A 20,710-nucleotide genomic window follows, 5' to 3' on the forward strand; every position below is an offset into this window, starting at 1 on the left:
CATAGGTTGATATTTTAATAACAAAATCGTATTGTAAATTAAATGGAATAATAAATTTCACTTCGATACGTCACTATCTAATTTGTAAAAGGTGTTGGTATGTATGGATATTATGAGATTCAACAGCCAAGATACTGAAGAGATTGTTAACTTGTTCTATGACACAGTTCATTCAGTGAATGCAAGAGATTATTCAAAGATTCAATTAGATGCATGGGCCCCTATAGGAGAAAAGCACACTAAGGTAGAAGTTTGGAGAATTTCCTTAAACCAAAATATCACGTATGTCGCTAAAATAAATAATAAGATCGTTGGTTTTAGTGACCTAATGTACAGTGGGTATATCAATAGACTTTTTGTCCATAAAGATTATCAAGGAAAAGGAATCGCTTCAGCTTTAATTGATAAAATTGAGCTAGAAGCAAAAAAATTAAATCTTCAAGAAATCGATACACATGCAAGTATTACTGCCAGACCTTTTTTTGAGCGACATAGTTACAACGTAGTTTGCACACAAAATGTAGAACGTAAAGGTGTTACTTTAACCAACTATCATATGAAAAAAATCTTGAACTAACGGATTCTACTGTTTGGCAAAGTTTATTTTACACAAACAGTTGCGGCAGGTCAGACTTTTACTTTGAGAAGCATTAATGATTTTCCACAAGGTATGAGGTCTGGTTCATATACCATTAGCTATCACTCTACCTCTGCTAATGTAAATGTTGATTACTCTGGATTTGCTTCTAACGATATGGAAGAAACAAAAGACTAATCCGATTACGACAAGAAGCACTCTTATATTCAAGGGTGCTTTTTATTATGTGAAAAACGAATGAGTATCATCTGATGCAAAACTATACAGTTTGGAAAATACTGTTGAAATAATCCCTTTTATCTGTATTATGGTAATATATCTCATTTTTTACATAGTAGAGGAGAAATATAATGAAACGATCATTCACCACACTTCTTCTGACAGCCACGTTACTTCCGACAGGAACGGTTTTGGCTGCAGAGCAAGGGAATACACCAGCTACTGTCCAACAAGCAGCCGTTACTTCTGAAATAGCTCCGATTCCACCAGTGATTCAAAAAACGATGGACAAGCTTTTCGCACTGCAACCGACTTTTAAACAATTGCATATTCAGACGAGTAATGTAGATGAGACTGGCAAAATTTTTTACATCTCGCTTGCAGACAATTCTAGTGAGGGAATGATTGGCTCCAGCGGTCATCTGACTTTCGATATGGAAACAGGAGAGCTTCGTTCGTTTACTATGAAAATCAAAGAATGGGCTTCTGATAAAAAACCATCTACCACATTAGCGAAAGAGAAAGCAGAGCAGTTCATTACCAGCTGGCTAGGTGCTGAAGGGCGAAAACAATTTGGTGAACCTACTTCACATGGGAGCGGTTCATCTACAACGTATGACAAAGACCAAAAACCAACTACTTGGGCAGAACGTCAAGTTGAATTCCCGCTTCTGCTTAACAATATTCCTGTTTACAGTCAAGAATTACTTCGTATTGAAGTGGATGGTGCAGGACATATTGTAAGGTTTGATTACAACCCATACAATCTAAAAAATATAGCTGTTCCAACCACTGCTCATATTCGATCGGCTGAGGATATAAAAAACCAGCTGATTACAGCGGATAGTCTTGATCTCAAGTATGTGGAGAAACAGCCTGAAAAATATGACCGTTATCCGATAGAAATGAAAGAAACCAAGCCGGCACTACAATACAATTTACGAAATTACGGATTTTTCGACGCTCAAACTGGTAAAACAATTAACGTTATGACAGGGGAGGAAAGTAAAGAAACTTCTTTCTTTGCTGAGCCATGGAAAGTGGTGCAAATCCATCCACAAAAAAGTAAACTAATCGCCCATTCAGAAAAAGAAGCGGCGGAAGTATTGAGTAAAGCATTCAACTTCGACTTTAGCCAGATGAAATTGCAAAAGTGTGATGATATACCTTTGTCTAGAGAAGAACAAGATTTATTCGTTAATTATTCCTGGACCAATGAAAAAGGCATCAGCATTAATGCCAGCAGTGAAAAAGCAAGCGGATGGATTACTTCCGCCAGTCTTAATATAAGCAGCGAAAATAGTTCTTCAGCAGTGGTCAGTAAAGAAGAGGCATTTGCAACGGCGCTTGCATTCATGGAAAAGTATGCAGGTTCTACAGCTAAAGAGCTGCAGGTTCAATATGTTACATTTGAACCGGAACAACCTCCAGCATGGGTGGACAAAGAAAAAGTTCCTGCATATGTAAAAAACGAACGACCAGATCATTATTTCGTGTTCTTAGAACGCTATGAAGGCATACCCGTCATGGACCGTTTGCACACAGTGGCTGTTGATTCAACAACAGGAAAAATTAGTAGTTTTTCGCTTGATCCTCAAAAAGAGACTCTCTCTCTTCCCATGCCAAAAGGGATTGTGTCAAAAGAAAAAGCAGTCGAATCTTTCCTGCAAAACAAAAAGCTAAAACTACAATACATATGGCCGTCCTATTTTGATCAGCAGGGTCCTGCTCCCATTCTCACGTACACATGGGATGATTTCGGGAATGAAGCTGATTATGTCGATGCGTTTACCGGAAACTATGTTAAGGTACCGATTGAATGGAATGATGAAGAATAGCTATATATAAAATTAAATAAGCTAACGAACCAGTAAAGTAACGGGAGTGTTTTTTATATAAATTTTTCCAACTATAAGACAGAAATGTAGTGTAAAATATAGGAAAAAGGAGGGTGGCATGAAAAAATACATTCTCTTACTTAGCCTAACATTCATCGTTATTTTTACCGGCTACAATCAAAAGGAAAAAGAAGTTGCACATACACAAGAACCAGATAAACCAGTTGCAGTTAGTGAAGCTAAACTACATTAAGCAGGGTTTAAATACTCGGTAGACGAAGTCAAAGAAAGACTCTCAAACTCATCATCGTATTATAGAGGGGATAATAACTCTCCTGAGATAATATTGGGCGAATGGGTAATGGAAAAGATAAAAGGTGATAAGGAAGGTAAATTTGTTTCCTATGCTTATGTGACAAACAAAAAACAACAATTTATTATTATGCCCACTAAAAAAAATAAAGTAGCGGTCATAACAGTGGGTACATTCTTTTCAAATGAAATAACAGATGAAACAATCGAAACAGCTATTAAGGCATCAGAAATAGCGGCTTACTCCCTTGGAATAGAAGGGTACGAAATCAAGGGGAAAATCCGTGAGATACTTGCATCGGAATCTAAGTTTGATATAGTAGGTGCTGGAGAAATCTTTCTTACGAAAAAGGTAAATGAGAATAAAAAAGTGATTGAATTCGGCATCATAACAAATGGTGACTACGACGCCTACTTGTAGAGAGTTACTTCTTAGTGTTGCTTAAGAATTTAACCATATTCAGCAGAGGAACAACTAATATATCTCATGAAACGACAGCAAAAGACAAAGTATTTACTTACTGATTAAGTAAAGCACTCGTTATTATTGAGTGCTTTTTATTATGCCAAAAATCCTTAAAGAGGGTGATATACATGTAAATAAAACAAAAGCGCATTCCATATAGAATACGCAGCTTGAATGAAATCATCTTCTATACGACGACAACAACAGAACTATACTGATGTTCAAATAAATTTAAACAAAATAGTGATAAGCACAATTAATAAAGCAACTGGAATAACAGGCAATCTTATTCGTTTTTTTGGACCATATTTTTGTTGTAATGATCGTATTTCATTAAGTTCATCTTCCGTAAGGCATCTTTTAGAAATTAAAACGGCGTAAGAGTCCGCTATATATAACAAAATCAAGTTTTTAGTTTCTACCACTTGGCGAATATTATTCCACGTATATCTGTCTAAAGCTGATGAAATCTGTATCTTAATTTCGGTACTAGAAAAGGTAACTCGTTTCGGTTCTGATAACTCTCTTTTATTTTTATAATCTAATTTTGTAGAGACAATTGTGATAAGAGGAAGAATAACAAAAACGAACAAAGGAAAGAACATGGCAGCAGGGTTAACTTCAGATAAGTAAAAAGGAGAAAGTAATAGTACGATTGATATAAAGCTCATGAATTGTATCCGAGGGCTACGAAATAGAACGTTTAAACCACCTTCTAGAAAATCTTTTTCTTCCAACTCAATCCATACAATCAAACTTTTTTGCCCGTCTTCTGTTTCTTGCATTTGCATACTATCTTTTCCTCCATGTATAAGAAGTGACATCAATATCACTATCTTATAATGGATTAAAAGGATACAAAACACATATTTTTACCTAATTATGTGTTTTGTATCAATGAACAAGCTGTAGGCTCCTTGATCGATTTAAAAAAGAAGGTGGTATAGTCTGGAAGTTTATTCGAGCGCCTTTTGTCTACAATCTGGGAGTAGCAAATATGCTACTCTTTTTCTTTTGGAAAAATATTTCATACTTTAAGGAGATAATGTAAAATGTAGGAAAAGGGAGGGTGAGAATTCTGAAGCTTGTTCAATATGCAGGGATAGCAATCATAACTTTGTGTTTGTTGGTGCTAGGCGGTGTATATGTACAACAGAAATTTTTTCCGTTTGACAAGAGTGTCAAAACAGCGAGTGTGGAGAAAGAGCAGAGTAGCAGTAACGGACAACAGGAGCCAAACACTAAAGAATCAAACAAACATCTAAAACTTAGTGATTATGAGCGTATACTAAGACACGAAACCTACATATATGCTCTAACTAGAGAAAAAATTGCAGAGGCGCAAGAAGTAAGTAAAACAAGGGATTTTATCAATTTTTTTACCATTCCAGCACAGTCATCAACGATAGATGATGGTGATATCCGTAGAGTCATAATTGATACACCATTCTATACTGCAGCTGTATACTTCAACTTAAACGGTGGAAGCCCAAAAGAAGACGTAAGCGTTTATGATTTTGAGGAAGCATTGACTTTTACAATAGTTTTTGAAAAAGGGGTAAATTCTCTATACACGGTTAGGATGTATCAGGACGGGAATGAGATAGGAAAAGTAGGTGATTTAAGTAAAAGAAAAATAGAATATGAGGCGACATCTTTTCAAACGATTCTGCTTGACATAGATAAAACCGACTTTACAAAACCAGCGACAATAGTTATCACAGACAAAAGAGATAGTACTAAAAAGGCTGAATACAAAGTTGTTTTTGCTGACTATGTTCGATGAAACCAAAAAAAGACGCTCTCATTCAGGGGCGTCTTTTTATATACACTAATTTTTAAATTACAAATATAGGAGTGTATTGTAAGATGTAGTAATGGAAAAAACGAGAATGAAATGGAACAATTATATACTATTTATATCGATGGAGGTTCTCTAATGCTTATTAAAAAAATACCAAAAGAACGTAAAGAGGACATTATCAGTAACATTCAGCAGTATTTTAGTGAAGAAAGAGACGAGCCTATAGGTAACTTGGCAGCTGAACAATTACTTGATTTTATAGTGAGTCAAACAGCGCCCATTATTTATAACCAGGCATTAAACGATGTTCAAACTGTCATTCAACAACAATTCACTTCTCTAGAGGAAGAAATATACGCTTTGCATGCGAAAATGTAAATCAAAAAGACGCCTCTGAGTGAGTGCGTCTTTTTGATGTCCTATACCTGGTTTATTTCGCTTTTTCTTCTCCTTTTGCTGGGCGATTGTTGAAGCATGAATGACTAATTCATGATTTTCCGGATAATAAAATTTTAAAAAATCAAATGATTCTATTTTTATATCATGATAGCATTCGAAATGTAGTGGATATTAATACAGAAAGGAACAAAGAAAATATGAATAGTAAGATCGAAACTCTTCCAAAATATCGCATCGCATACGTGCGACAAATTGGTCCATATGGCTCTGCCAACGTTCAAACCATGCAAAAATTAAAGAAATGGGCTGCGGCAAAAAATCTACTCTCAAAAACATCAATAATCCTTGGTATCTCACATGACAATCCTGAAACCACTCTGCCTGAAAACTGCCGATACGATGCCGGTATCGTTATTTCAGACGATTATCAAATTGATGATTTCGTCGATGAAAGAGAAATTTTCGGTGGAAAATATGCCATTTTCAAAGTCAAACACACAGCCGAAGACATTCAAAAAGCGTGGAGCGAAATTTTTTCTGAGTTGATAAACTACGGTTATCAGATTGATGCTCGGCCAATTTTTGAAAGATACATGGAAGAGATGGTTTGCGATAATTATTGTGAAATCTGCGTGCCCATAACATCATAAATTTTGGTTTCCGTGTTTTGTTGGTAAGACCCCGTAAAACACTCAGTAAATCTTGACTTGTTTACTTTTTGTGGGACGGGGTCGAATATCATAGATTAGAAAAATACTTCCCAGAATCACGATAAGTCCTGTGATCATTCCGACGGTGATCTTTTCATCCAAAAAAATGACGCCCCAGATCATCCCAAACAACGGAATCAGAAGGGTAACACTTTGGGTCTTCGTCGGGCCTGCACTGGTAATCAAGTAAAAAAACAAAGGATAGGCGAGGGCCGTACAGAAGATAGCCACTCCAACCACAGAAAAAATAGCGGCAGATGTCAACGAAGCCATTGAAGTTGGCAAATTGAAGAGAGTAAAAGGAAGCAAGAGTACAGATGCTCCTATTTGTTGACCAACTGCCACTGACAAAGGAGGTACACCAACAAAGACTTTTTTGGCATACACGCCTCCAAATCCATAGGACACAGTAGACAGAATAGACAGTCCAACAGCTGCGATCACTTCTAGTGTAAGAGAGATTGAACTCCACCCTACCAGGATAGTAACCCCGACAATTCCTATGATGATGCCAATCCATTTTCTAAGAGTTAACTTTTCCTTCATCCATCCCCATGCGACGAGAGCTGAAAACAAAGGAGTTAGCGAATTTAGGATCGCCGACACAGACGCATTCAGATGTATCGCGGCAGTTGCAATTAGCATAAAAGGAATCGCCGCATTGAGAGCACCAAGGATAAGATACTGTTTCCAGCGTGTTTTAAAATCAGCAGAACGTCCTGTGAAGACAATATAAATCAGCAAAGCAATCGCAGCGATCGTTACTCGACCTTGAATGGTTAAAAACGGTCCTAGCACTGGGGATGCGATTCGAATAAAGAGAAAAGAAGCACCCCATAATGCGGCCAAGCCAAATAAAGAACCTATATCTTTTATTTTCATGTAGGTATTCTCCTTGTTCTTCATTCTTGGGGCAATTTTGCCCGAATGTAGATCCTCAAATGTTTGCGAGCAAACCAACCTCTCTTCTAGGACCCATCATACAGAAAGGATTGACATAAAAAAAGATCCAATTTAGATTGAATTTATTGTACCAATTTTAAAGGTTGTGATCGTAGTGGATTTTCGTGTACCGTTTCATAAGTTTCGTCAGGAATATCGATTCAAATATTTGGCACTTTATCATGCAATTAAAGAAGCAATTGCGACAGGTACACTTAGTCAGGGAATGAAGCTGCCTTCTAGCCGCGATTTAGCGGAGCTTTATCAAATCTCGCGAGGAAGTGTGAATAAGGTATATGACATGCTGGTTGTTGACGGATACGTCGACTCGGAGGTCGGACGTGGCACATTCGTCACATTTCAAGCGAACAATGAACGCCTGCTGGAAAAAGCGGAAACACGGTTAAAGCTATCGAATTGGGGAGAAGAAATTTGCCGGATGCCGCTGCGGAAACAGACTGAGGAAGGTTCCCCGATCAAAGTTGATTTTCGGGTCGGGCGGACTGACTATTCTAGTTTTCCGTTTAACCAATGGAATCGTTTTATGTATTCAGAGGTGAGAAATTTCCTTACTAAGCAGCATGAGGAGGCATTTGTGGTGGAAGGGCATCTTCCTTTAAGGGAAGCAATTGCGATACATTTGCGCAGAACACGGGGAATTCCGGCAAGTGCCGAACGGATCGTTGTCTGCAACGGATCCATGCAGGTCATTACCCTGCTGGCACAATTGCTGATAAATCAGGGCGATCCGGTTATCGTGGAAGAGCCAAGCTTTACAGGCATAAAAAAGGCGATTACTTCTGCAGGAGGCGTGCCAATCCCCACCTGTGTGGATGGGGACGGCATACAAGTACAAGAATGGGAATCGCGTTTGCTTTTTGTGACGCCTAGCCGACATTTCCCAACAGGTTCTGTGCTAAGTCAAGACAGGCGAAGACAGCTACTCGATTGGGCAGCTCGTCAAGGAAGTATTATCATCGAGGACGACTACGACAGCGAGTTTCGCTGGGGTGGAAGGCCAGTGGAGCCGCTGAAGGCATTGGATCAAGAAGACCGTGTCGTGTATGTGGGGACATTTACGAAAACGACGCTCCCCGATTTAAGGATCGGTTATGTGGTACTACCGGAGTGTCTTGTAGAGCCAATGGTTCGGGCGAAACAATTATACGAACCGCATCCTTCGACTATTATGGAGCAAAGGGCGCTAGCTGCATTTATGAAAAGCGGGCACTATGAACGGCACCTTCGCAGGATGAAACGAGTGTACGGGAAAAAATATGCTATGTTTTATCGAATGTTACAGAAGAAAATTGGATTGCTATTTAATTTTATAAAATCAGATGCAGGACTTCATATTTATGGGTCATGGAAAGGCATGGAAAGTGAATATGTTCGCTTACAATCGATTTGCCGTCAAAAAGGCGTTATTTGGGAAGATGCAACAACTTATTTTATGAGCCCATCCGCTCCCGCTGCTTGCTTTGGATTCTCCCATCTAAACGAGGAGGAAATGGAAGAAGGGATTCGCCTCATCTTCGAAGCTTGGGAATCCATTAGCACTTAGCTTGCAAGGGTCCTACCACCTGCCTATCAAGCCTAAAAAACATCTTCATATATCCAATGACGGCTCCGCGACATCGTCCATCCATCGTCATTTTGTGCTACACTATTCGGTAGCAGACTTACAAAGAGAAGGAGACGGAATTGTCACATGAACTTGCTGTCTATTGAAAACATCTCAAAATCATACGGCATCAAAACGCTATTCGAAAATGTATCACTCGGTATTCAAGAAGGAGAGCGGATCGGCCTGATTGGCGTAAACGGAACCGGAAAATCGACACTCCTTAAGGTCATCGCCGGACTTGTTCCAGCCGATACGGGCACCATTACGAAGGGACAAGACGTACGAATTGAATTCCTGCCGCAAAATCCAGACTTTCATGAGCAAGAAACCGTACTGGCGCACATCTTTGCAGCTGATACGCCAATTATGCAGCTCGTTAAACAATACGAAGAAACATTGCAGCAAATCGCCGCGCACCCAAACGACACGAAGCTGCAGGAGAAGCTCGCCGTCCTCAATGAAAAAATGGACGCAAACGGTGCCTGGGACATCGAAACGAATGCGAAAACGATTCTTGGCAAGCTTGGGATTACCGATACAACCGCTTGTGTCAGTCAACTATCCGGTGGCCAGCGTAAACGGGTAGCGATGGCCCGAGCTCTGATTAATCCGGCGGACCTGCTTATTCTTGATGAGCCAACCAACCACATCGATAACGAAACGGTAGAATGGCTGGAGGGATACTTGTCTCGCTTTAAAGGCGCACTTCTGCTCATTACACATGACCGTTATTTTCTGGATCGGGTCGTAAATCGCATCATTGAGCTTGACCGTGGACAGCTGCATACATACGAAGGAAACTATAACTATTTCCTCGAGAAAAAAGCAGATCGGGAAGAGCGAGAAGCAGCATCTGAAGCGACACGGCAGAACATTTTGCGCCGCGAGATCGCCTGGCTGCGCCGTGGTGCTAAAGCACGGACGACAAAACAGAAAGCCCGGATTGAGCGAATCGAAAAAATGCAAGAAGATAAGCCGCTTGAAGCGGTACAAACACTGGATATTGCGTTGAAAACACAGCGCCTCGGCAAAAAAATCATCGAGCTGGATCACGTATCGATGACCTTCGATAACCGCGTTCTTATCCGCGATCTCAGCTATATTGCAGTTCCAGGGAACCGACTTGGTATCGTCGGTCCGAATGGAAGTGGGAAATCTACACTTCTAAAGCTAATAACAGGTGAGCTAACACCGACGGAAGGAAGTGTAGCACTCGGTACAACCGTGCGGATCGGATACTATGGTCAGGAAAATACCGAAATGAATGAGTCGATGCGCATGATCGACTATATAAAAGAAGCAGGGCATGTTGTTCATCTGACAGACGGACATACGTTATCAGCCGGACAAATGCTTGAACGCTTCTTGTTTCCGATGAGCATGCACGGCACACCGCTTGGCCGCCTGTCCGGTGGGGAGAAGCGGCGCCTGTATTTGTTACGCGTACTCATGGGTGAGCCAAATGTGCTTCTGCTTGATGAACCGACGAATGACCTTGATATTCAGACACTGTCCATTCTCGAAGATTATCTGGAAACATTCCCTGGCGTTGTTATCACCGTCTCACACGATCGTTATTTCCTTGATCGCGTGGTCGAGCGGTTGTTTGCTTTTGAAGGAAATGGGGGTATCCGCTCGTATGTCGGTAACTATACAGACTATCTCGAGATTCGCAAGCAGGAGGAAGAAGAACAGGCCAAAGCTGCTGCACAACTAAAAGCCGCAACAGCACCAGCTCCTAAAAAAGACAAACCGCGTCGCCTGTCATACAATGAACAGCGCGAGCTTGAAACGATTGATGACGACATCGCTCGCCTAGAAACGCGCAGTGCAGAACTAGAGCAGGGGATGAACAACACCGGGAGCGACTACGGGCTTCTCCAGCAGCTGACCGAAGAGAAGAGGCAGGTCGATGCGGAATTGGAAGCGAAAATCGAACGCTGGAGCGAGCTGAATACACTGCTTGAAGAAATCGAAGCTGCGAAAAAAGGAAACTAGCCATTTTTGATCGAACTTATTAGGGAGATAGAATTTTCACAAAAATGAAGGAGGTTTCCGAGTGGAGAATGTAACACAACAGCAAGAAGTAGTATTCAGTGTGCAGAACGGTGTCGGCCGCATTGTGCTGAACCGCCCGAAAGCGCTGAACGCACTGTCCGTCGCGATGGTAGATATGATCGGCAAACAGTTGTCCGCATGGGAAAATGACGCGCAAGTAGTCATTGTAACCGTAGAAGGCGCGGGAGAAAAAGGATTGTGTGCGGGCGGAGACATGCGCTCGTTTTATGATAAGAAAGACGACAATGTAGAAGAGCATGCAGTAAACTTCTTCGGCATTGAATACCGCATGAACTTGCAGATGTACCGCTATCCAAAACCAATCGTAGCGTATATGAACGGCATCGTTATGGGTGGGGGAGTCGGCATTTCGATTTTTGCAGCAGAGCGCATTGTGACTGAGCGCTCAAAATTATCCATGCCGGAGATGAACATCGGCTTCTTCCCGGATGTCGGTGGTAGCTACTTTATGAATCAAATGCCAGGCCATATGGGGCGCTATTTGGCTCTGACAGCGCATTTATTTACCGGCGCAGATGCGGTTTATCTTGGCGCAGCCGATCATTACATCGAAAGTGCAAGCTGGGATGCGTTGAAAGCAGACATTGCGGCACACGATTGGACACAGAAAGCAGATGCAGCCAGAGACCTTCGCATGCTCCTGCAAAAATACACTGTTACCGCTCCTGCATCTTCTCTAGCAGCTGTTCAAGAGAAAGTAGATACACACTTTGCACATGAATCGGTCGTAGATATTCTTGCGTCACTTGATCGTGCAGCACAGGAAGACGACGAATGGGCACAGCAGACAGCGGCTACCTTGCGTACGAAGTCTCCGATCTCGATGTCCGTAGCACTTGAGCAGCTTATACGTGGCAAACAGATGAGTGCAGCGGATTGCTTCCGCATGGAAATGGATATGAGCATGCACTTCATGCACAGCCATGATTTCTATGAGGGTGTGCGCTCTGTGCTCGTTGATAAAGACCGCAATCCGAAATGGAACCCAGCAACAGTAGAAGAAGTAAAGCGTGAGGATGTAGAAGCGTTTTTCGTCAGCCCGTGGGAAAAAGAAGACCATCCGCTAGCAAACGAATAAACAGATAGCATACGTATAAAAGCAGGTCACATGATGGACGTTATCTCCACATCCAGTATGCGACCTGTTTTTTATTAATCATTAAAATCACATCTGAATCAAACCACTTACAATTGCTACTGCACCAACCCCAATACAAACCAATCCACCTGTTTTCAAGTTTCTTTTTGAGGGGTTCCTCACAATAAAAATAATGCCTAAAAAAATTAGGATGATACCTAAAATAATATTCGCCCCAAAAAGTTGAGAAGCAACGCTGTCAAGGGCATTGTCTATGTATCTTTCAATTTTTTGTTCCATACCAGTTAGACCTCCGTACAGCTAATTTTTGAAATGAAAAATTCCCCTCTGTTTATGGGAGAAGAAAGGAGGGGATATACATACATATATATGTATGTATACGTCGAAAAATAAACTGCCTTATGGCAGTCTGTTTAACTTGCAGATTTCTTTATGAAAAGTTTCAAGAGCCGTTAGTATTTGCTCATCAATGATTGGTAACCCAATCCCGTTAAATAATTCCTGCAAGTGTTTTCCCTTTTGGATATATTCTTCTGTATCTACTGAAAAAATAATTGGACTCAACCAAATATTTGTTAGTAGCATAAGTGTTTCAGCAGCCTGCTTTGGGTAGTGGATGGAAAGTGAACCGTCCCTCATGCCTTCTTCAATAAACACTTGTATATCAGGGGCTCCTGTGTTGATACAGTCCATTAATTGATTGGCAATAAGCTTAGGACTTTTTAAAATAGCTGGAATAGACTTGAGTGCATCTAGCTGTCCTTGATTAGTAAAGGATAGCAAAAAAGCATTTTTAAGTTTCTCTAAACCATTTAAACCTGTCATTTTCTTTGTTTGTTCAAAAGGATTATTTTCTAAAGCTAATCGCTCGAGAACGGCGTTGATAATATCTTCTTTCGATTTGAAATGATGATAGAACGCACCTCTCGTCAAATCCCCTAATTCGTCAACAATATTTTGAATGGTTGTCTGTTCCCATCCTTTTTCAAGGAAAAGTTTAGTTGCAGTGTCTAATATACGCTGTTCTGTTATTTCTGGATATTTATTGCGTGGCAAAACATCACCTCTATACATACATTTATATGTATGTATAGTATTCTTTAATCATTTGTATGTCAATAGAAAGTAGTTTTCTTCAAATAGAAGATATAGTACAGCGAAAGAACCGACCCATATCGATTCTTTCGCTGTAGTGTTTTATTTCCACACATGTACTAACGTATAGCCGACAATAGATAGCAAAATAGAACCAAGTAGACCTGCTACAAACGGTTTAGCACCAAGACGACGGAATGTGCCAATATGAATGGTTAGCCCAAGTCCAGCCATTGCCATAGCCATCAGCAGATAGGCAAGTGATGTAAGTTGTCCGGCTACCATTTTCGGCACAAGCCCGGTTGAATTCACACCCGCTACTGCAAGAAACCCGAAAATAAACCACGGAATCGGTACACCAGACTTCTTTTCATCTCCTGATGACTCGCGCGTAAACCACCATCCGACAAATAACGCAACCGGGACAAGAAGCGCTACCCGTGCCAGCTTCACCAGTATCGCCTGCTCGACCGCTGCTGCTCCGCCTGGCCCAGCCGCTGCAATTACATGGGCAATTTCATGGAGGGTAGCCCCGGCGAACAGTCCATACTGCCCACCTGACATTCCTAACACCGGGTACAGAATCGTATACGCAATCGTAAATAACGTACCGAGCACCGCAATCACTGCCGTACTGACCGCTGTTTCCTCCTCATTCGCCTTCACCTGCGGAGAAATCGCCGCTACCGCCGCCGCTCCGCAAATCCCTGTTCCACACGCCGTTAACATGCCCAGCTTTCGGTCTACCCCCATCCAGCGAGCAATCATGTATACAGCGAAAATCCCAAACGCTACATCAATCGCGGCAATCCCTAGTACACGCGGTCCTCCCGCCAAAATGTCTGCAAAATTCAAGCGCATCCCAAGCAGGATAATCCCTGCACGAAGCAGTTTTTTGCTAGCAAACTGAACCCCGTTCATCGTCTGAACCGGTGCACCGAAGATAGCACTCCAGCCCATCCCCAGCAAAATTGCCCACACAAGTGGACCAAGCATTTGCACACCGGGAAATCCTGCTATATATTTCGCCGCTAGTGCCAGCCCAAGTGTAAGTACCAGTCCGCCGATAAAATACGGAGCTGGATTCGGTCGAGCTGCCGGCATCGCATTCGAATTTGTTGCCATTGTTTTCACTCCTGTTTTTCTTTTAACAATACTGCATGTTTCATCATAAGGGAAATTTGTATATATTATAGTAAAGATTAGTTTTTATAATGATTGGACGGAGATACGATGGAATATCAGGCATTGCGAACATTCGTTGCAGTGGTAGAAGAGAAAAATTTTACGCGGGCAGGAGAGCGGCTGAATTTGTCGCAGCCAGCCGTTAGCCTGCATATTAAGCAGCTCGAAACGGAATTCCAGGCGCAGCTGCTCGATCGCTCCCCGAAGCATTTGTATGTGACAGTAGCCGGTGAGATTTTGTATAAACGAGCCGTGCAGATATTGAACATGTATCAAAAAACACAGGAAGAATTATTTGCTCATCTGCATACTGTTACAGGTACCCTGCGCATCGGAGCAAGCTTTACTATTGGAGAATATATCCTCCCCGGTATGATCGCCCAATTTTCAAAAAACTATCCAGACGTAGACGTTCAGGTTATGATTAGCAATACCGAGCAGGTCGTTAAAGAAGTGAAGCTGCTGCAATGCGATATCGGTTTAATCGAAGGACAAGTTCAGGACCAGGAACTCGCCATGCACCCGTTTATGAACGATGAGATGGTACTTGCCGTGCCAATCACACACCGTTTGGCAGGAAAAAGAAACATTCAGATCGATGATTTACATGATGAAACATGGATTGTACGGGAAGAAGGATCAGGAACACGCGTATACACCAATCATGTGATTCGTTCGCTTGGCTTGCGTACAGATAAGCTGATCACGCTCGGAAGTAATCAAGCGGTTACTGAAGCTGTCATCATCGGACTCGGTATAACCGTCATTTCAAGGTGGGTCGTACAACGGCCGCTTCAGTACGGCGAACTTGCCTGCCCAACCATTCAAGAGCACACGTTTCCCCGTATGCTTTCGTACATTGTACCTCCTCATATCGAACGGACACGTCTCCTGGATGCTTTCGTAAGTAAAATTTTGTAAAATCATATACAACACCTTTCAAGCACGGTGCAATAAAAACTCCGGTATCCCTGCATAGGGGGACCGGAGTTTTCTCGTTAGTAGCTAGACCGATATTCGCTGATCGTGTGGTTTCTGTATGCCAATCTCCCGCAAAAGCGGAATAAAAAAACGGAGCGACTTCTGAAACACAGGGCTTTGAATAAAGGTGTAAATAAACGTCATCACGAATACGGGTCCGCCCAGAACCCAGCCCAGGATAAGCACCAGACTCTCTACGATTATACGGGCCCGACTTACCGAAAGGCCGGTTTTATCGGAGATCGACAGCATAAAACCATCGCGTGGGCCTGCACCAATTCCTGCTGCGACATACATCCCGCCACCAATCCCTGTTATGATAATCCCACACAACAAAATCAAATAATCAGGCCAGTGATTCGTCGCCGTAGGTAAAATGTCCAACCAGAGAAATACATCCATAATCGGTCCAATCAAAAGCGCGTTCAAAAACGTCCCAATATTCACATATTTACGTGCAGTAACAAGTGAAATCATAACGAGGAGTAACCCACAAATCACACCCCACGTCCCAATGGTCAGCCCATACCGTTCATACAGCGCCACACTTAGCACTTCCCATGGATGAAGCCCCAGATATTTCACCTTTACCGCAAACGCATTCCCTAGCGCATACAAGGTCAATCCGAGGAAAAAGAACGCATAGCGCCATAATCGATTTACCATCTGTATCCTCCTTTTTCTAGCTGCTTTCCTTTTCATAAATTATACACGCTTAGGATATCCTAACAAAGTCAATCTTTCTTTCCACGTTTTGTTATAATAGAAATGATATATACCCTAGGCGGTGTTCTTATACAGAAAGGTGGAAAAATGATGAACGTATACAAAAACCCATGGGATGAGCGATTTGCGGCAGAAGACTACGTATATGGAACCAAACCAAATGCCTTTATCCGCGAGCAGGCACACCGAATCGAAGCTGGCAGTCGCGTGCTTGCGATTGCAGAGGGAGAAGGGCGCAACGCGGTCTATCTTGCACAACAGGGGCTTGCTGTCACAGCATGGGATTATGCTCCATCCGGACTTGCCAAAGCAAACAATCTCGCCGCCGCTCATCACGTACAAATTCAGACAGAGCAAGTAGATGTAAGCAAAGCCGATTGGTCAGAAAAATGGGATGCGGCCGTATGTGTATTCGGACACTTTCCAACACCACTGCGCCGTACTGTACTAGAAGGCGTACGACAGGCGGTAAAGCCGGGTGGGTTATATATGACAGAAGTATACTCCATCCATCAGCTTCCATATAAAAGCGGCGGCCCAAAAGAGATTGACTTATTGTATCGTCCGGAAGAATTCCTTGATACATTCCGCGACTGGCACATTTTGCACTTCTATATGGGAGAAGCGGTGCGAAATGAAGGGACCCTTCACACTGGACTCTGTCATGTCATTCAATTCATCGGACGTAAACCAAACTAACAACAGGAGGAAAGCCACATGCGTCTGTTTACTGCAATCGAACCATCACCAGCTGCGAGACAAGCGATCGAAAACGTCCAACGGCAGCTAAAAACGATCATCCGCTGCAAGCGCTGGCAGTCTGTCGAAACTATCCACATCACGTTGCAATTTCTCGGAGAAAAACAGGAAGCCGATCTGCAGCAGATCGATCAAGCACTGCAAGCGGCGGTAACAGGAAACCCACCGCTTTCCCTGCAAATCGGAACGCCGGGAATTTTTGGTCATCCTAGACATGCACGCGTTCTCTGGCTTTCTTTAGAAGGTGAGACGGATCGGCTGCAGACGCTACAAAAACAGACAACTGCTGCTTTAACACAAACCGGCCTATATCAGGAAGACAAGTCATTTCGACCGCATATTACACTGGGGCGCAATCTCGAAACTCCATTCGAATCCGAAGAAGTTATGCCGCTCTTTCGCGATCTGCCCCTTACAAAATGGACGGTGGAAGCACTACATTTATACCGGTCTACACTCACGCCATCCGGTGCCATTCATCATAAACTGAAAACATATCCGCTTATTCAATAAAAAGGGGAATGCTTATGACTGCCACAGCCAGTAATCACCATGCCAATTCCATACGTGCCGCCTGGATCAGCCTCATCAGCAACATCGCCTTAACCTTGATAAAAATCATCGTCGGCGTTTTGTTCCACAGTCCTGTGCTGCTCGCAGACGGTATTCATAATGCAGCCGATGTTGCTGCCTCTGCTGCCTCGCTCGGCTCGATGCAGATTTCCAATCGACCGGCGGATGCGGATCATCCGTATGGACACGGCAAAGCGGAAGTGATCGCGTCCGGCATCGTCGCGATTCTCCTCGGATTTGCGGCAGCGTTTATCGGTTATGAAGCGGTGCGGGCTTTATTTGAACCAGCAGGGTCTGTTAGCGTGGTCGCACTTATCGCGGCGCTTATTTCCCTTGTCTGGAAACAATGGCTGTATGTGTATACAATGCGGCTTGGTCGCGCAGCGAACAGCAAAGGGCTCATCGCCACCGCCTACGACCATCTTGCGGACGTATATGCCTCGCTTGCTGCTGTGGTTGGAATCGGGATCGCCCTTGCCGGAGAATATGTTCCGATCCCGTTTTCACAATACGGTGACCCAGTGGCCAGTATTCTTGTATCACTGCTCGTACTTAAGCTCGCTTTCGAGATGGGCAAAGAATCCGTTGATATTTTAATGGAGAGAAGTGTATCGGAAGAAAAACTTCTCGCCTATGCCGATCTTGTTCGGACTGTATCAGACGTGAAGCGCATCGATCGCCTGCGTGCCCGGGAGCACGGTCATTACATTCTGGTCGACATTCGCATCGGTGTCCCGGGTACCCTTACCATTCAGCAGGGACATGACATCGGACGACATCTCAAACAAATGATTATGGAACAGGACGATCAGGTGAAAGAAGTGCTTGTCCATCTTAATCCATGGTATGAAGAGGGCGACACATCCGAGCCGACACAAACTGTCAATCGCTAAATCGGGTATGGTATACTGGAAAAGTAAACCTATCAGAAAACAGGAGGAATGGCGATGACAGCAACTTCACTTACAGAAGGCGTAACTTTACAAAATGGTGTAAAAATGCCACAGCTCGGACTTGGTGTATGGCGAGCAAAAGACGGGGAAGAAGTGGAGCGTGCCGTCCAATCGGCTCTCGAGAACGGTTATCGTAGCATCGATACGGCTGCTATTTATAAAAATGAAGACGGGGTAGGCCGAGCACTGACTCGCTCTGGTGTGCCACGTGAGGACTTGTTCATTACAACGAAAGTATGGAACTCCGATCAAGGCTATGATTCCACACTGGCTGCGTTTGAAGAAAGCCGTAAGAAACTTGGCCTTGATTACATCGACTTGTACCTTATTCATTGGCCAGTCGCAGGCAAGTATAAAGAAACATGGAAAGCGCTTGAGACACTGTACCGTGATGGTAAAGTGCACGCGATCGGCGTCAGTAACTTCCAGGTTCACCACTTGAAAGATTTGATCGAAGGTAGTACCATCACCCCAATGGTGAATCAGGTAGAATGCCACCCGCTGCTCACTCAGGAAGACGTGCGGGCATATTGCCGTGAACACAACATTCAACTTGAAGCGTGGAGCCCGCTCATGCAGGGCAATCTTGATCACCCTGTACTGACTGAGCTCGCAACTACATATGGCAAGTCACCTGCGCAAATCATCCTGCGCTGGGATCTCCAACACGGGATTGTGACCATTCCGAAATCTGTAACACCATCACGCATCGCAGAAAACGCCGATGTGTTTGACTTTGAGCTGAAAGCAGACGACATGGCGAAGCTGGATGCATTGAACGAAAACCGCCGCTTTGGCCCGGACCCGGATAACTTTGCTTTTTAACCTCGCTTTATTTTTGTATATACAAATAACAACTCCGCCTTTATCATTAGGAAAAAGGCGGAGTTTTTTTATTTTTCTAAAAGAGAGAGGAAGATCAGTTTGAAAACAAAGGGAATTCATTACGCCTGGATCATCATGGCGACTGCCTTCGTCACCATGCTCGTGGCAGCGGGTATCCGTTCCGTACCCGGTGTAGTCATGGTACCGCTCGAGCAGGAGTTCGGCTGGGAGCGCTCTTCCATCTCACTTGCTGTCGCTATCAATCTCATTTTATACGGTGTATCCGGTCCGTTCGTAGCCGCCCTTATGGAACGATTCGGTGTGAAAAAAATGATGCTCGGCGCACTCGTTCTATTAGCAGGGGGAACCGGACTGACGACCTTTGTCACGTCCGTCTGGCAGCTGCAGCTTCTGTGGGGTATCATCATCGGGCTCGGTTCCGGTGTCATTCTTACTGTACTTAGCGCTACGATCGCCAACCGCTGGTTCGTCAAACATAAAGGGCTTGTAATTGGCCTGCTCATGGCAAGCACTGCAACCGGACAGCTCGCGTTCCTGCCGCTGCTTGCTTATCTCGTCAGCTCCTCAACCTGGCGCACCGCAATGTGGACAGTAGCCGGTGCAGGCATGATCATGATTCCTGTTGTGGCCCTGCTCATGAAAGATTCACCAGCAGATAAGGGACTTACCGCATATGGAGCAGAAGAGGATGACATTCCACAGACCCGCTCTAAAGTCAATCCGATTCAGGCCGCTTTTGCCGGGCTTGTATTAGGGATACGCTCCCCGGACTTCTGGCTCTTATCCGGCAGCTTCTTCATCTGTGGGTTATCAACAGCCGGGCTCGTCGCCACACACTTAATCCCGGCCTGTATTAGCTACGGCATTCCCGAAGTGCAGGCAGCAAGCCTGCTGGCATTCATGGGACTGTTCGATATTATCGGCACAACCGTATCCGGCTGGCTATCCGATCGGTACAATAACCGCTGGCTTCTCTTCTGGTACTACGGCCTGCGCGGGTTATCGCTTCTGATTTTGCCTTATGCGCTTGCATCTGGTTCATATTCACTTTTGCTCGTATTTGCGATTTTCTACGGTCTGGACTGGATTGCAACTGTTCCACCGACCGTCCGACTGACAGCTGACATTTTTGGCACACAAAACAGCGGGATTGTGTACGGCTGGATTTTTGCGGCCCATCAGTTAGGGTCGGGCGCAGCCGCTTATGGCGGTGGGGTGTTATTTACGCGGATGCAAAGCTATGAAGTAACATTTTTGCTTGCGGGATTTTTCTGTCTGGCAGGGGCGCTGCTTGTGCTGCGTATCGGGAAAAAACGACCTCTTTCCACCGACACATCCACACATGTAACACTACATCAGGACGCATAAATAGAAGTCCCATATTCCATTTACCATAATTACGGAATATGGGACTTTTTAGCACTCAAATTATGGTATAATATTACTTAATGTGAAAAAACACACAATAAATACTATCATGAGGTGAGAAAGGAGACGAT

At 43.5% G+C, this 20,710-nt stretch carries 22 protein-coding genes; 16 read left to right on the forward strand and 6 right to left on the reverse strand.

The annotated features are described in order from the left end of the window. The first annotated feature begins 103 nt into the window (after positions 1–103). The 4 genes from PO771_RS09590 (at position 104) to PO771_RS09605 (ending at position 3,388) form a co-directional block, all read left to right on the forward strand. Positions 104–577: a GNAT family N-acetyltransferase gene (locus PO771_RS09590; RefSeq protein WP_272563051.1), complete on the forward strand. Its 474-nt coding sequence runs from the start codon at positions 104–106 to the stop codon at positions 575–577. A gap of 431 nt (positions 578–1,008) precedes the next feature. Further along, positions 1,009–2,655: a YcdB/YcdC domain-containing protein gene (locus PO771_RS09595; RefSeq protein ID WP_272563052.1), complete on the forward strand. Its 1,647-nt coding sequence runs from the start codon at positions 1,009–1,011 to the stop codon at positions 2,653–2,655. Positions 2,656–2,773: 118 nt separating this feature from the next. Continuing rightward, positions 2,774–2,908, forward strand: a complete 135-nt coding sequence (locus PO771_RS09600; RefSeq protein ID WP_272563053.1) for a hypothetical protein — start codon at positions 2,774–2,776, stop codon at positions 2,906–2,908. A gap of 108 nt (positions 2,909–3,016) precedes the next feature. Next, positions 3,017–3,388, forward strand: a complete 372-nt coding sequence (locus PO771_RS09605) for a hypothetical protein (protein ID WP_272563054.1) — start codon at positions 3,017–3,019, stop codon at positions 3,386–3,388. A gap of 266 nt (positions 3,389–3,654) precedes the next feature. On the opposite strand, the gene PO771_RS09610 is transcribed toward PO771_RS09605, so the two are convergent. Beyond that, a complete protein-coding gene (locus PO771_RS09610) occupies positions 3,655–4,224 on the reverse strand; it encodes a YcxB family protein (protein ID WP_272563055.1) in 570 nt (189 codons plus the stop codon). A gap of 278 nt (positions 4,225–4,502) precedes the next feature. Between PO771_RS09610 and PO771_RS09615 the strand changes: the two genes are divergently transcribed. The 3 genes from PO771_RS09615 to PO771_RS09625 all read left to right on the forward strand — a co-directional run bounded on the left by PO771_RS09615 (position 4,503) and on the right by PO771_RS09625 (position 6,286). Then, positions 4,503–5,219, forward strand: coding sequence for a hypothetical protein (locus PO771_RS09615; RefSeq protein ID WP_272563056.1), 717 nt, complete (start codon positions 4,503–4,505; stop codon positions 5,217–5,219). A gap of 153 nt (positions 5,220–5,372) precedes the next feature. Beyond that, a complete protein-coding gene (locus tag PO771_RS09620) occupies positions 5,373–5,615 on the forward strand; it encodes a DUF2164 domain-containing protein (RefSeq protein WP_272563057.1) in 243 nt (80 codons plus the stop codon). A 218-nt stretch (positions 5,616–5,833) separates the two neighbouring features. After that, positions 5,834–6,286: an AraC family transcriptional regulator gene (locus PO771_RS09625; RefSeq protein WP_272563058.1), complete on the forward strand. Its 453-nt coding sequence runs from the start codon at positions 5,834–5,836 to the stop codon at positions 6,284–6,286. Positions 6,287–6,328: 42 nt separating this feature from the next. Here the strand turns inward: PO771_RS09625 and PO771_RS09630 are convergent, their stop codons facing one another. Continuing rightward, positions 6,329–7,228, reverse strand: a complete 900-nt coding sequence (locus PO771_RS09630; protein WP_272563059.1) for a DMT family transporter — start codon at positions 7,226–7,228, stop codon at positions 6,329–6,331. A 175-nt stretch (positions 7,229–7,403) separates the two neighbouring features. Here PO771_RS09630 and pdxR point away from each other — a divergent pair, with 175 nt between their 5' ends. The 3 genes from pdxR (at position 7,404) to PO771_RS09645 (ending at position 12,072) form a co-directional block, all read left to right on the forward strand. Beyond that, a complete protein-coding gene (pdxR, locus tag PO771_RS09635; RefSeq protein ID WP_272563060.1) occupies positions 7,404–8,852 on the forward strand; it encodes a MocR-like pyridoxine biosynthesis transcription factor PdxR in 1,449 nt (482 codons plus the stop codon). Between the two features lie 147 nt (positions 8,853–8,999). Beyond that, on the forward strand, positions 9,000–10,913 hold the full coding sequence (locus PO771_RS09640; protein WP_272563061.1) for an ABC-F family ATP-binding cassette domain-containing protein: 1,914 nt from the start codon (positions 9,000–9,002) through the stop codon (positions 10,911–10,913). Between the two features lie 61 nt (positions 10,914–10,974). After that, positions 10,975–12,072, forward strand: a complete 1,098-nt coding sequence (locus PO771_RS09645) for an enoyl-CoA hydratase/isomerase family protein (protein WP_272563062.1) — start codon at positions 10,975–10,977, stop codon at positions 12,070–12,072. 87 nt (positions 12,073–12,159) lie between these two features. On the opposite strand, the gene PO771_RS09650 is transcribed toward PO771_RS09645, so the two are convergent. The 3 genes from PO771_RS09650 to PO771_RS09660 form a co-directional block, all read right to left on the reverse strand. Then, positions 12,160–12,372, reverse strand: a complete 213-nt coding sequence (locus tag PO771_RS09650) for a hypothetical protein (RefSeq protein ID WP_272563063.1) — start codon at positions 12,370–12,372, stop codon at positions 12,160–12,162. Between the two features lie 120 nt (positions 12,373–12,492). Next, positions 12,493–13,149: a TetR/AcrR family transcriptional regulator gene (locus PO771_RS09655; protein ID WP_272563064.1), complete on the reverse strand. Its 657-nt coding sequence runs from the start codon at positions 13,147–13,149 to the stop codon at positions 12,493–12,495. A 141-nt stretch (positions 13,150–13,290) separates the two neighbouring features. Then, positions 13,291–14,292, reverse strand: coding sequence for a YeiH family protein (locus PO771_RS09660; protein ID WP_272563134.1), 1,002 nt, complete (start codon positions 14,290–14,292; stop codon positions 13,291–13,293). A gap of 129 nt (positions 14,293–14,421) precedes the next feature. On the opposite strand from PO771_RS09660, the gene PO771_RS09665 reads away from it, so the two are divergent. Next, positions 14,422–15,294, forward strand: a complete 873-nt coding sequence (locus PO771_RS09665) for a LysR family transcriptional regulator (protein WP_272563065.1) — start codon at positions 14,422–14,424, stop codon at positions 15,292–15,294. A gap of 84 nt (positions 15,295–15,378) precedes the next feature. Here PO771_RS09665 and PO771_RS09670 read toward each other — a convergent pair whose 3' ends face one another. Beyond that, positions 15,379–16,020 carry a YczE/YyaS/YitT family protein gene (locus tag PO771_RS09670; protein WP_272563066.1) on the reverse strand — a complete coding sequence of 214 codons (642 nt, stop codon included), beginning with the start codon at positions 16,018–16,020 and terminating at the stop codon, positions 15,379–15,381. Positions 16,021–16,170: 150 nt separating this feature from the next. Between PO771_RS09670 and PO771_RS09675 the strand changes: the two genes are divergently transcribed. The 5 genes from PO771_RS09675 (at position 16,171) to PO771_RS09695 (ending at position 20,579) form a co-directional block, all read left to right on the forward strand. Continuing rightward, positions 16,171–16,779 (forward strand): class I SAM-dependent methyltransferase, encoded by a 609-nt coding sequence (locus PO771_RS09675; RefSeq protein WP_272563067.1) that lies wholly within the window; start codon positions 16,171–16,173, stop codon positions 16,777–16,779. An 18-nt stretch (positions 16,780–16,797) separates the two neighbouring features. Continuing rightward, entirely contained in the window at positions 16,798–17,352 is a 555-nt protein-coding gene (thpR, locus tag PO771_RS09680) for an RNA 2',3'-cyclic phosphodiesterase (protein WP_272563068.1), read from the forward strand. A 14-nt stretch (positions 17,353–17,366) separates the two neighbouring features. Then, on the forward strand, positions 17,367–18,305 hold the full coding sequence (locus PO771_RS09685; RefSeq protein WP_272559472.1) for a cation diffusion facilitator family transporter: 939 nt from the start codon (positions 17,367–17,369) through the stop codon (positions 18,303–18,305). Between the two features lie 54 nt (positions 18,306–18,359). After that, on the forward strand, positions 18,360–19,190 hold the full coding sequence (locus PO771_RS09690; RefSeq protein ID WP_272559473.1) for an aldo/keto reductase: 831 nt from the start codon (positions 18,360–18,362) through the stop codon (positions 19,188–19,190). 135 nt (positions 19,191–19,325) lie between these two features. Continuing rightward, complete coding sequence (locus tag PO771_RS09695; protein WP_272563135.1) at positions 19,326–20,579, forward strand: MFS transporter; 1,254 nt, start codon at positions 19,326–19,328, stop codon at positions 20,577–20,579. The last annotated feature ends 131 nt before the right edge of the window (positions 20,580–20,710 follow it).

The organism is Aneurinibacillus uraniidurans (genome assembly GCF_028471905.1).
Taxonomy (GTDB): domain Bacteria; phylum Bacillota; class Bacilli; order Aneurinibacillales; family Aneurinibacillaceae; genus Aneurinibacillus; species Aneurinibacillus uraniidurans.

Excerpts from the sequence above, each read along its gene's own strand:
- PO771_RS09590 (WP_272563051.1), top strand. The coding sequence starts at position 104 with ATGGATATTATGAGATTCAACAGCCAAGATACTGAAGAGATTGTTAAC.
- PO771_RS09600 (WP_272563053.1), top strand. The coding sequence starts at position 2,774 with ATGAAAAAATACATTCTCTTACTTAGCCTAACATTCATCGTTATTTTT.
- PO771_RS09605 (WP_272563054.1), top strand. The coding sequence starts at position 3,017 with ATGGAAAAGATAAAAGGTGATAAGGAAGGTAAATTTGTTTCCTATGCT.
- PO771_RS09610 (WP_272563055.1), bottom strand. The coding sequence starts at position 4,224 with ATGCAAATGCAAGAAACAGAAGACGGGCAAAAAAGTTTGATTGTATGG.
- PO771_RS09620 (WP_272563057.1), top strand. The coding sequence starts at position 5,373 with ATGCTTATTAAAAAAATACCAAAAGAACGTAAAGAGGACATTATCAGT.
- PO771_RS09625 (WP_272563058.1), top strand. The coding sequence starts at position 5,834 with ATGAATAGTAAGATCGAAACTCTTCCAAAATATCGCATCGCATACGTG.
- PO771_RS09630 (WP_272563059.1), bottom strand. The coding sequence starts at position 7,228 with ATGAAAATAAAAGATATAGGTTCTTTATTTGGCTTGGCCGCATTATGG.
- PO771_RS09640 (WP_272563061.1), top strand. The coding sequence starts at position 9,000 with ATGAACTTGCTGTCTATTGAAAACATCTCAAAATCATACGGCATCAAA.
- PO771_RS09650 (WP_272563063.1), bottom strand. The coding sequence starts at position 12,372 with ATGGAACAAAAAATTGAAAGATACATAGACAATGCCCTTGACAGCGTT.
- PO771_RS09660 (WP_272563134.1), bottom strand. The coding sequence starts at position 14,292 with ATGCCGGCAGCTCGACCGAATCCAGCTCCGTATTTTATCGGCGGACTG.
- PO771_RS09665 (WP_272563065.1), top strand. The coding sequence starts at position 14,422 with ATGGAATATCAGGCATTGCGAACATTCGTTGCAGTGGTAGAAGAGAAA.
- PO771_RS09670 (WP_272563066.1), bottom strand. The coding sequence starts at position 16,020 with ATGGTAAATCGATTATGGCGCTATGCGTTCTTTTTCCTCGGATTGACC.
- PO771_RS09675 (WP_272563067.1), top strand. The coding sequence starts at position 16,171 with ATGAACGTATACAAAAACCCATGGGATGAGCGATTTGCGGCAGAAGAC.
- thpR (WP_272563068.1), top strand. The coding sequence starts at position 16,798 with ATGCGTCTGTTTACTGCAATCGAACCATCACCAGCTGCGAGACAAGCG.
- PO771_RS09685 (WP_272559472.1), top strand. The coding sequence starts at position 17,367 with ATGACTGCCACAGCCAGTAATCACCATGCCAATTCCATACGTGCCGCC.
- PO771_RS09690 (WP_272559473.1), top strand. The coding sequence starts at position 18,360 with ATGACAGCAACTTCACTTACAGAAGGCGTAACTTTACAAAATGGTGTA.
- PO771_RS09695 (WP_272563135.1), top strand. The coding sequence starts at position 19,326 with ATGGCGACTGCCTTCGTCACCATGCTCGTGGCAGCGGGTATCCGTTCC.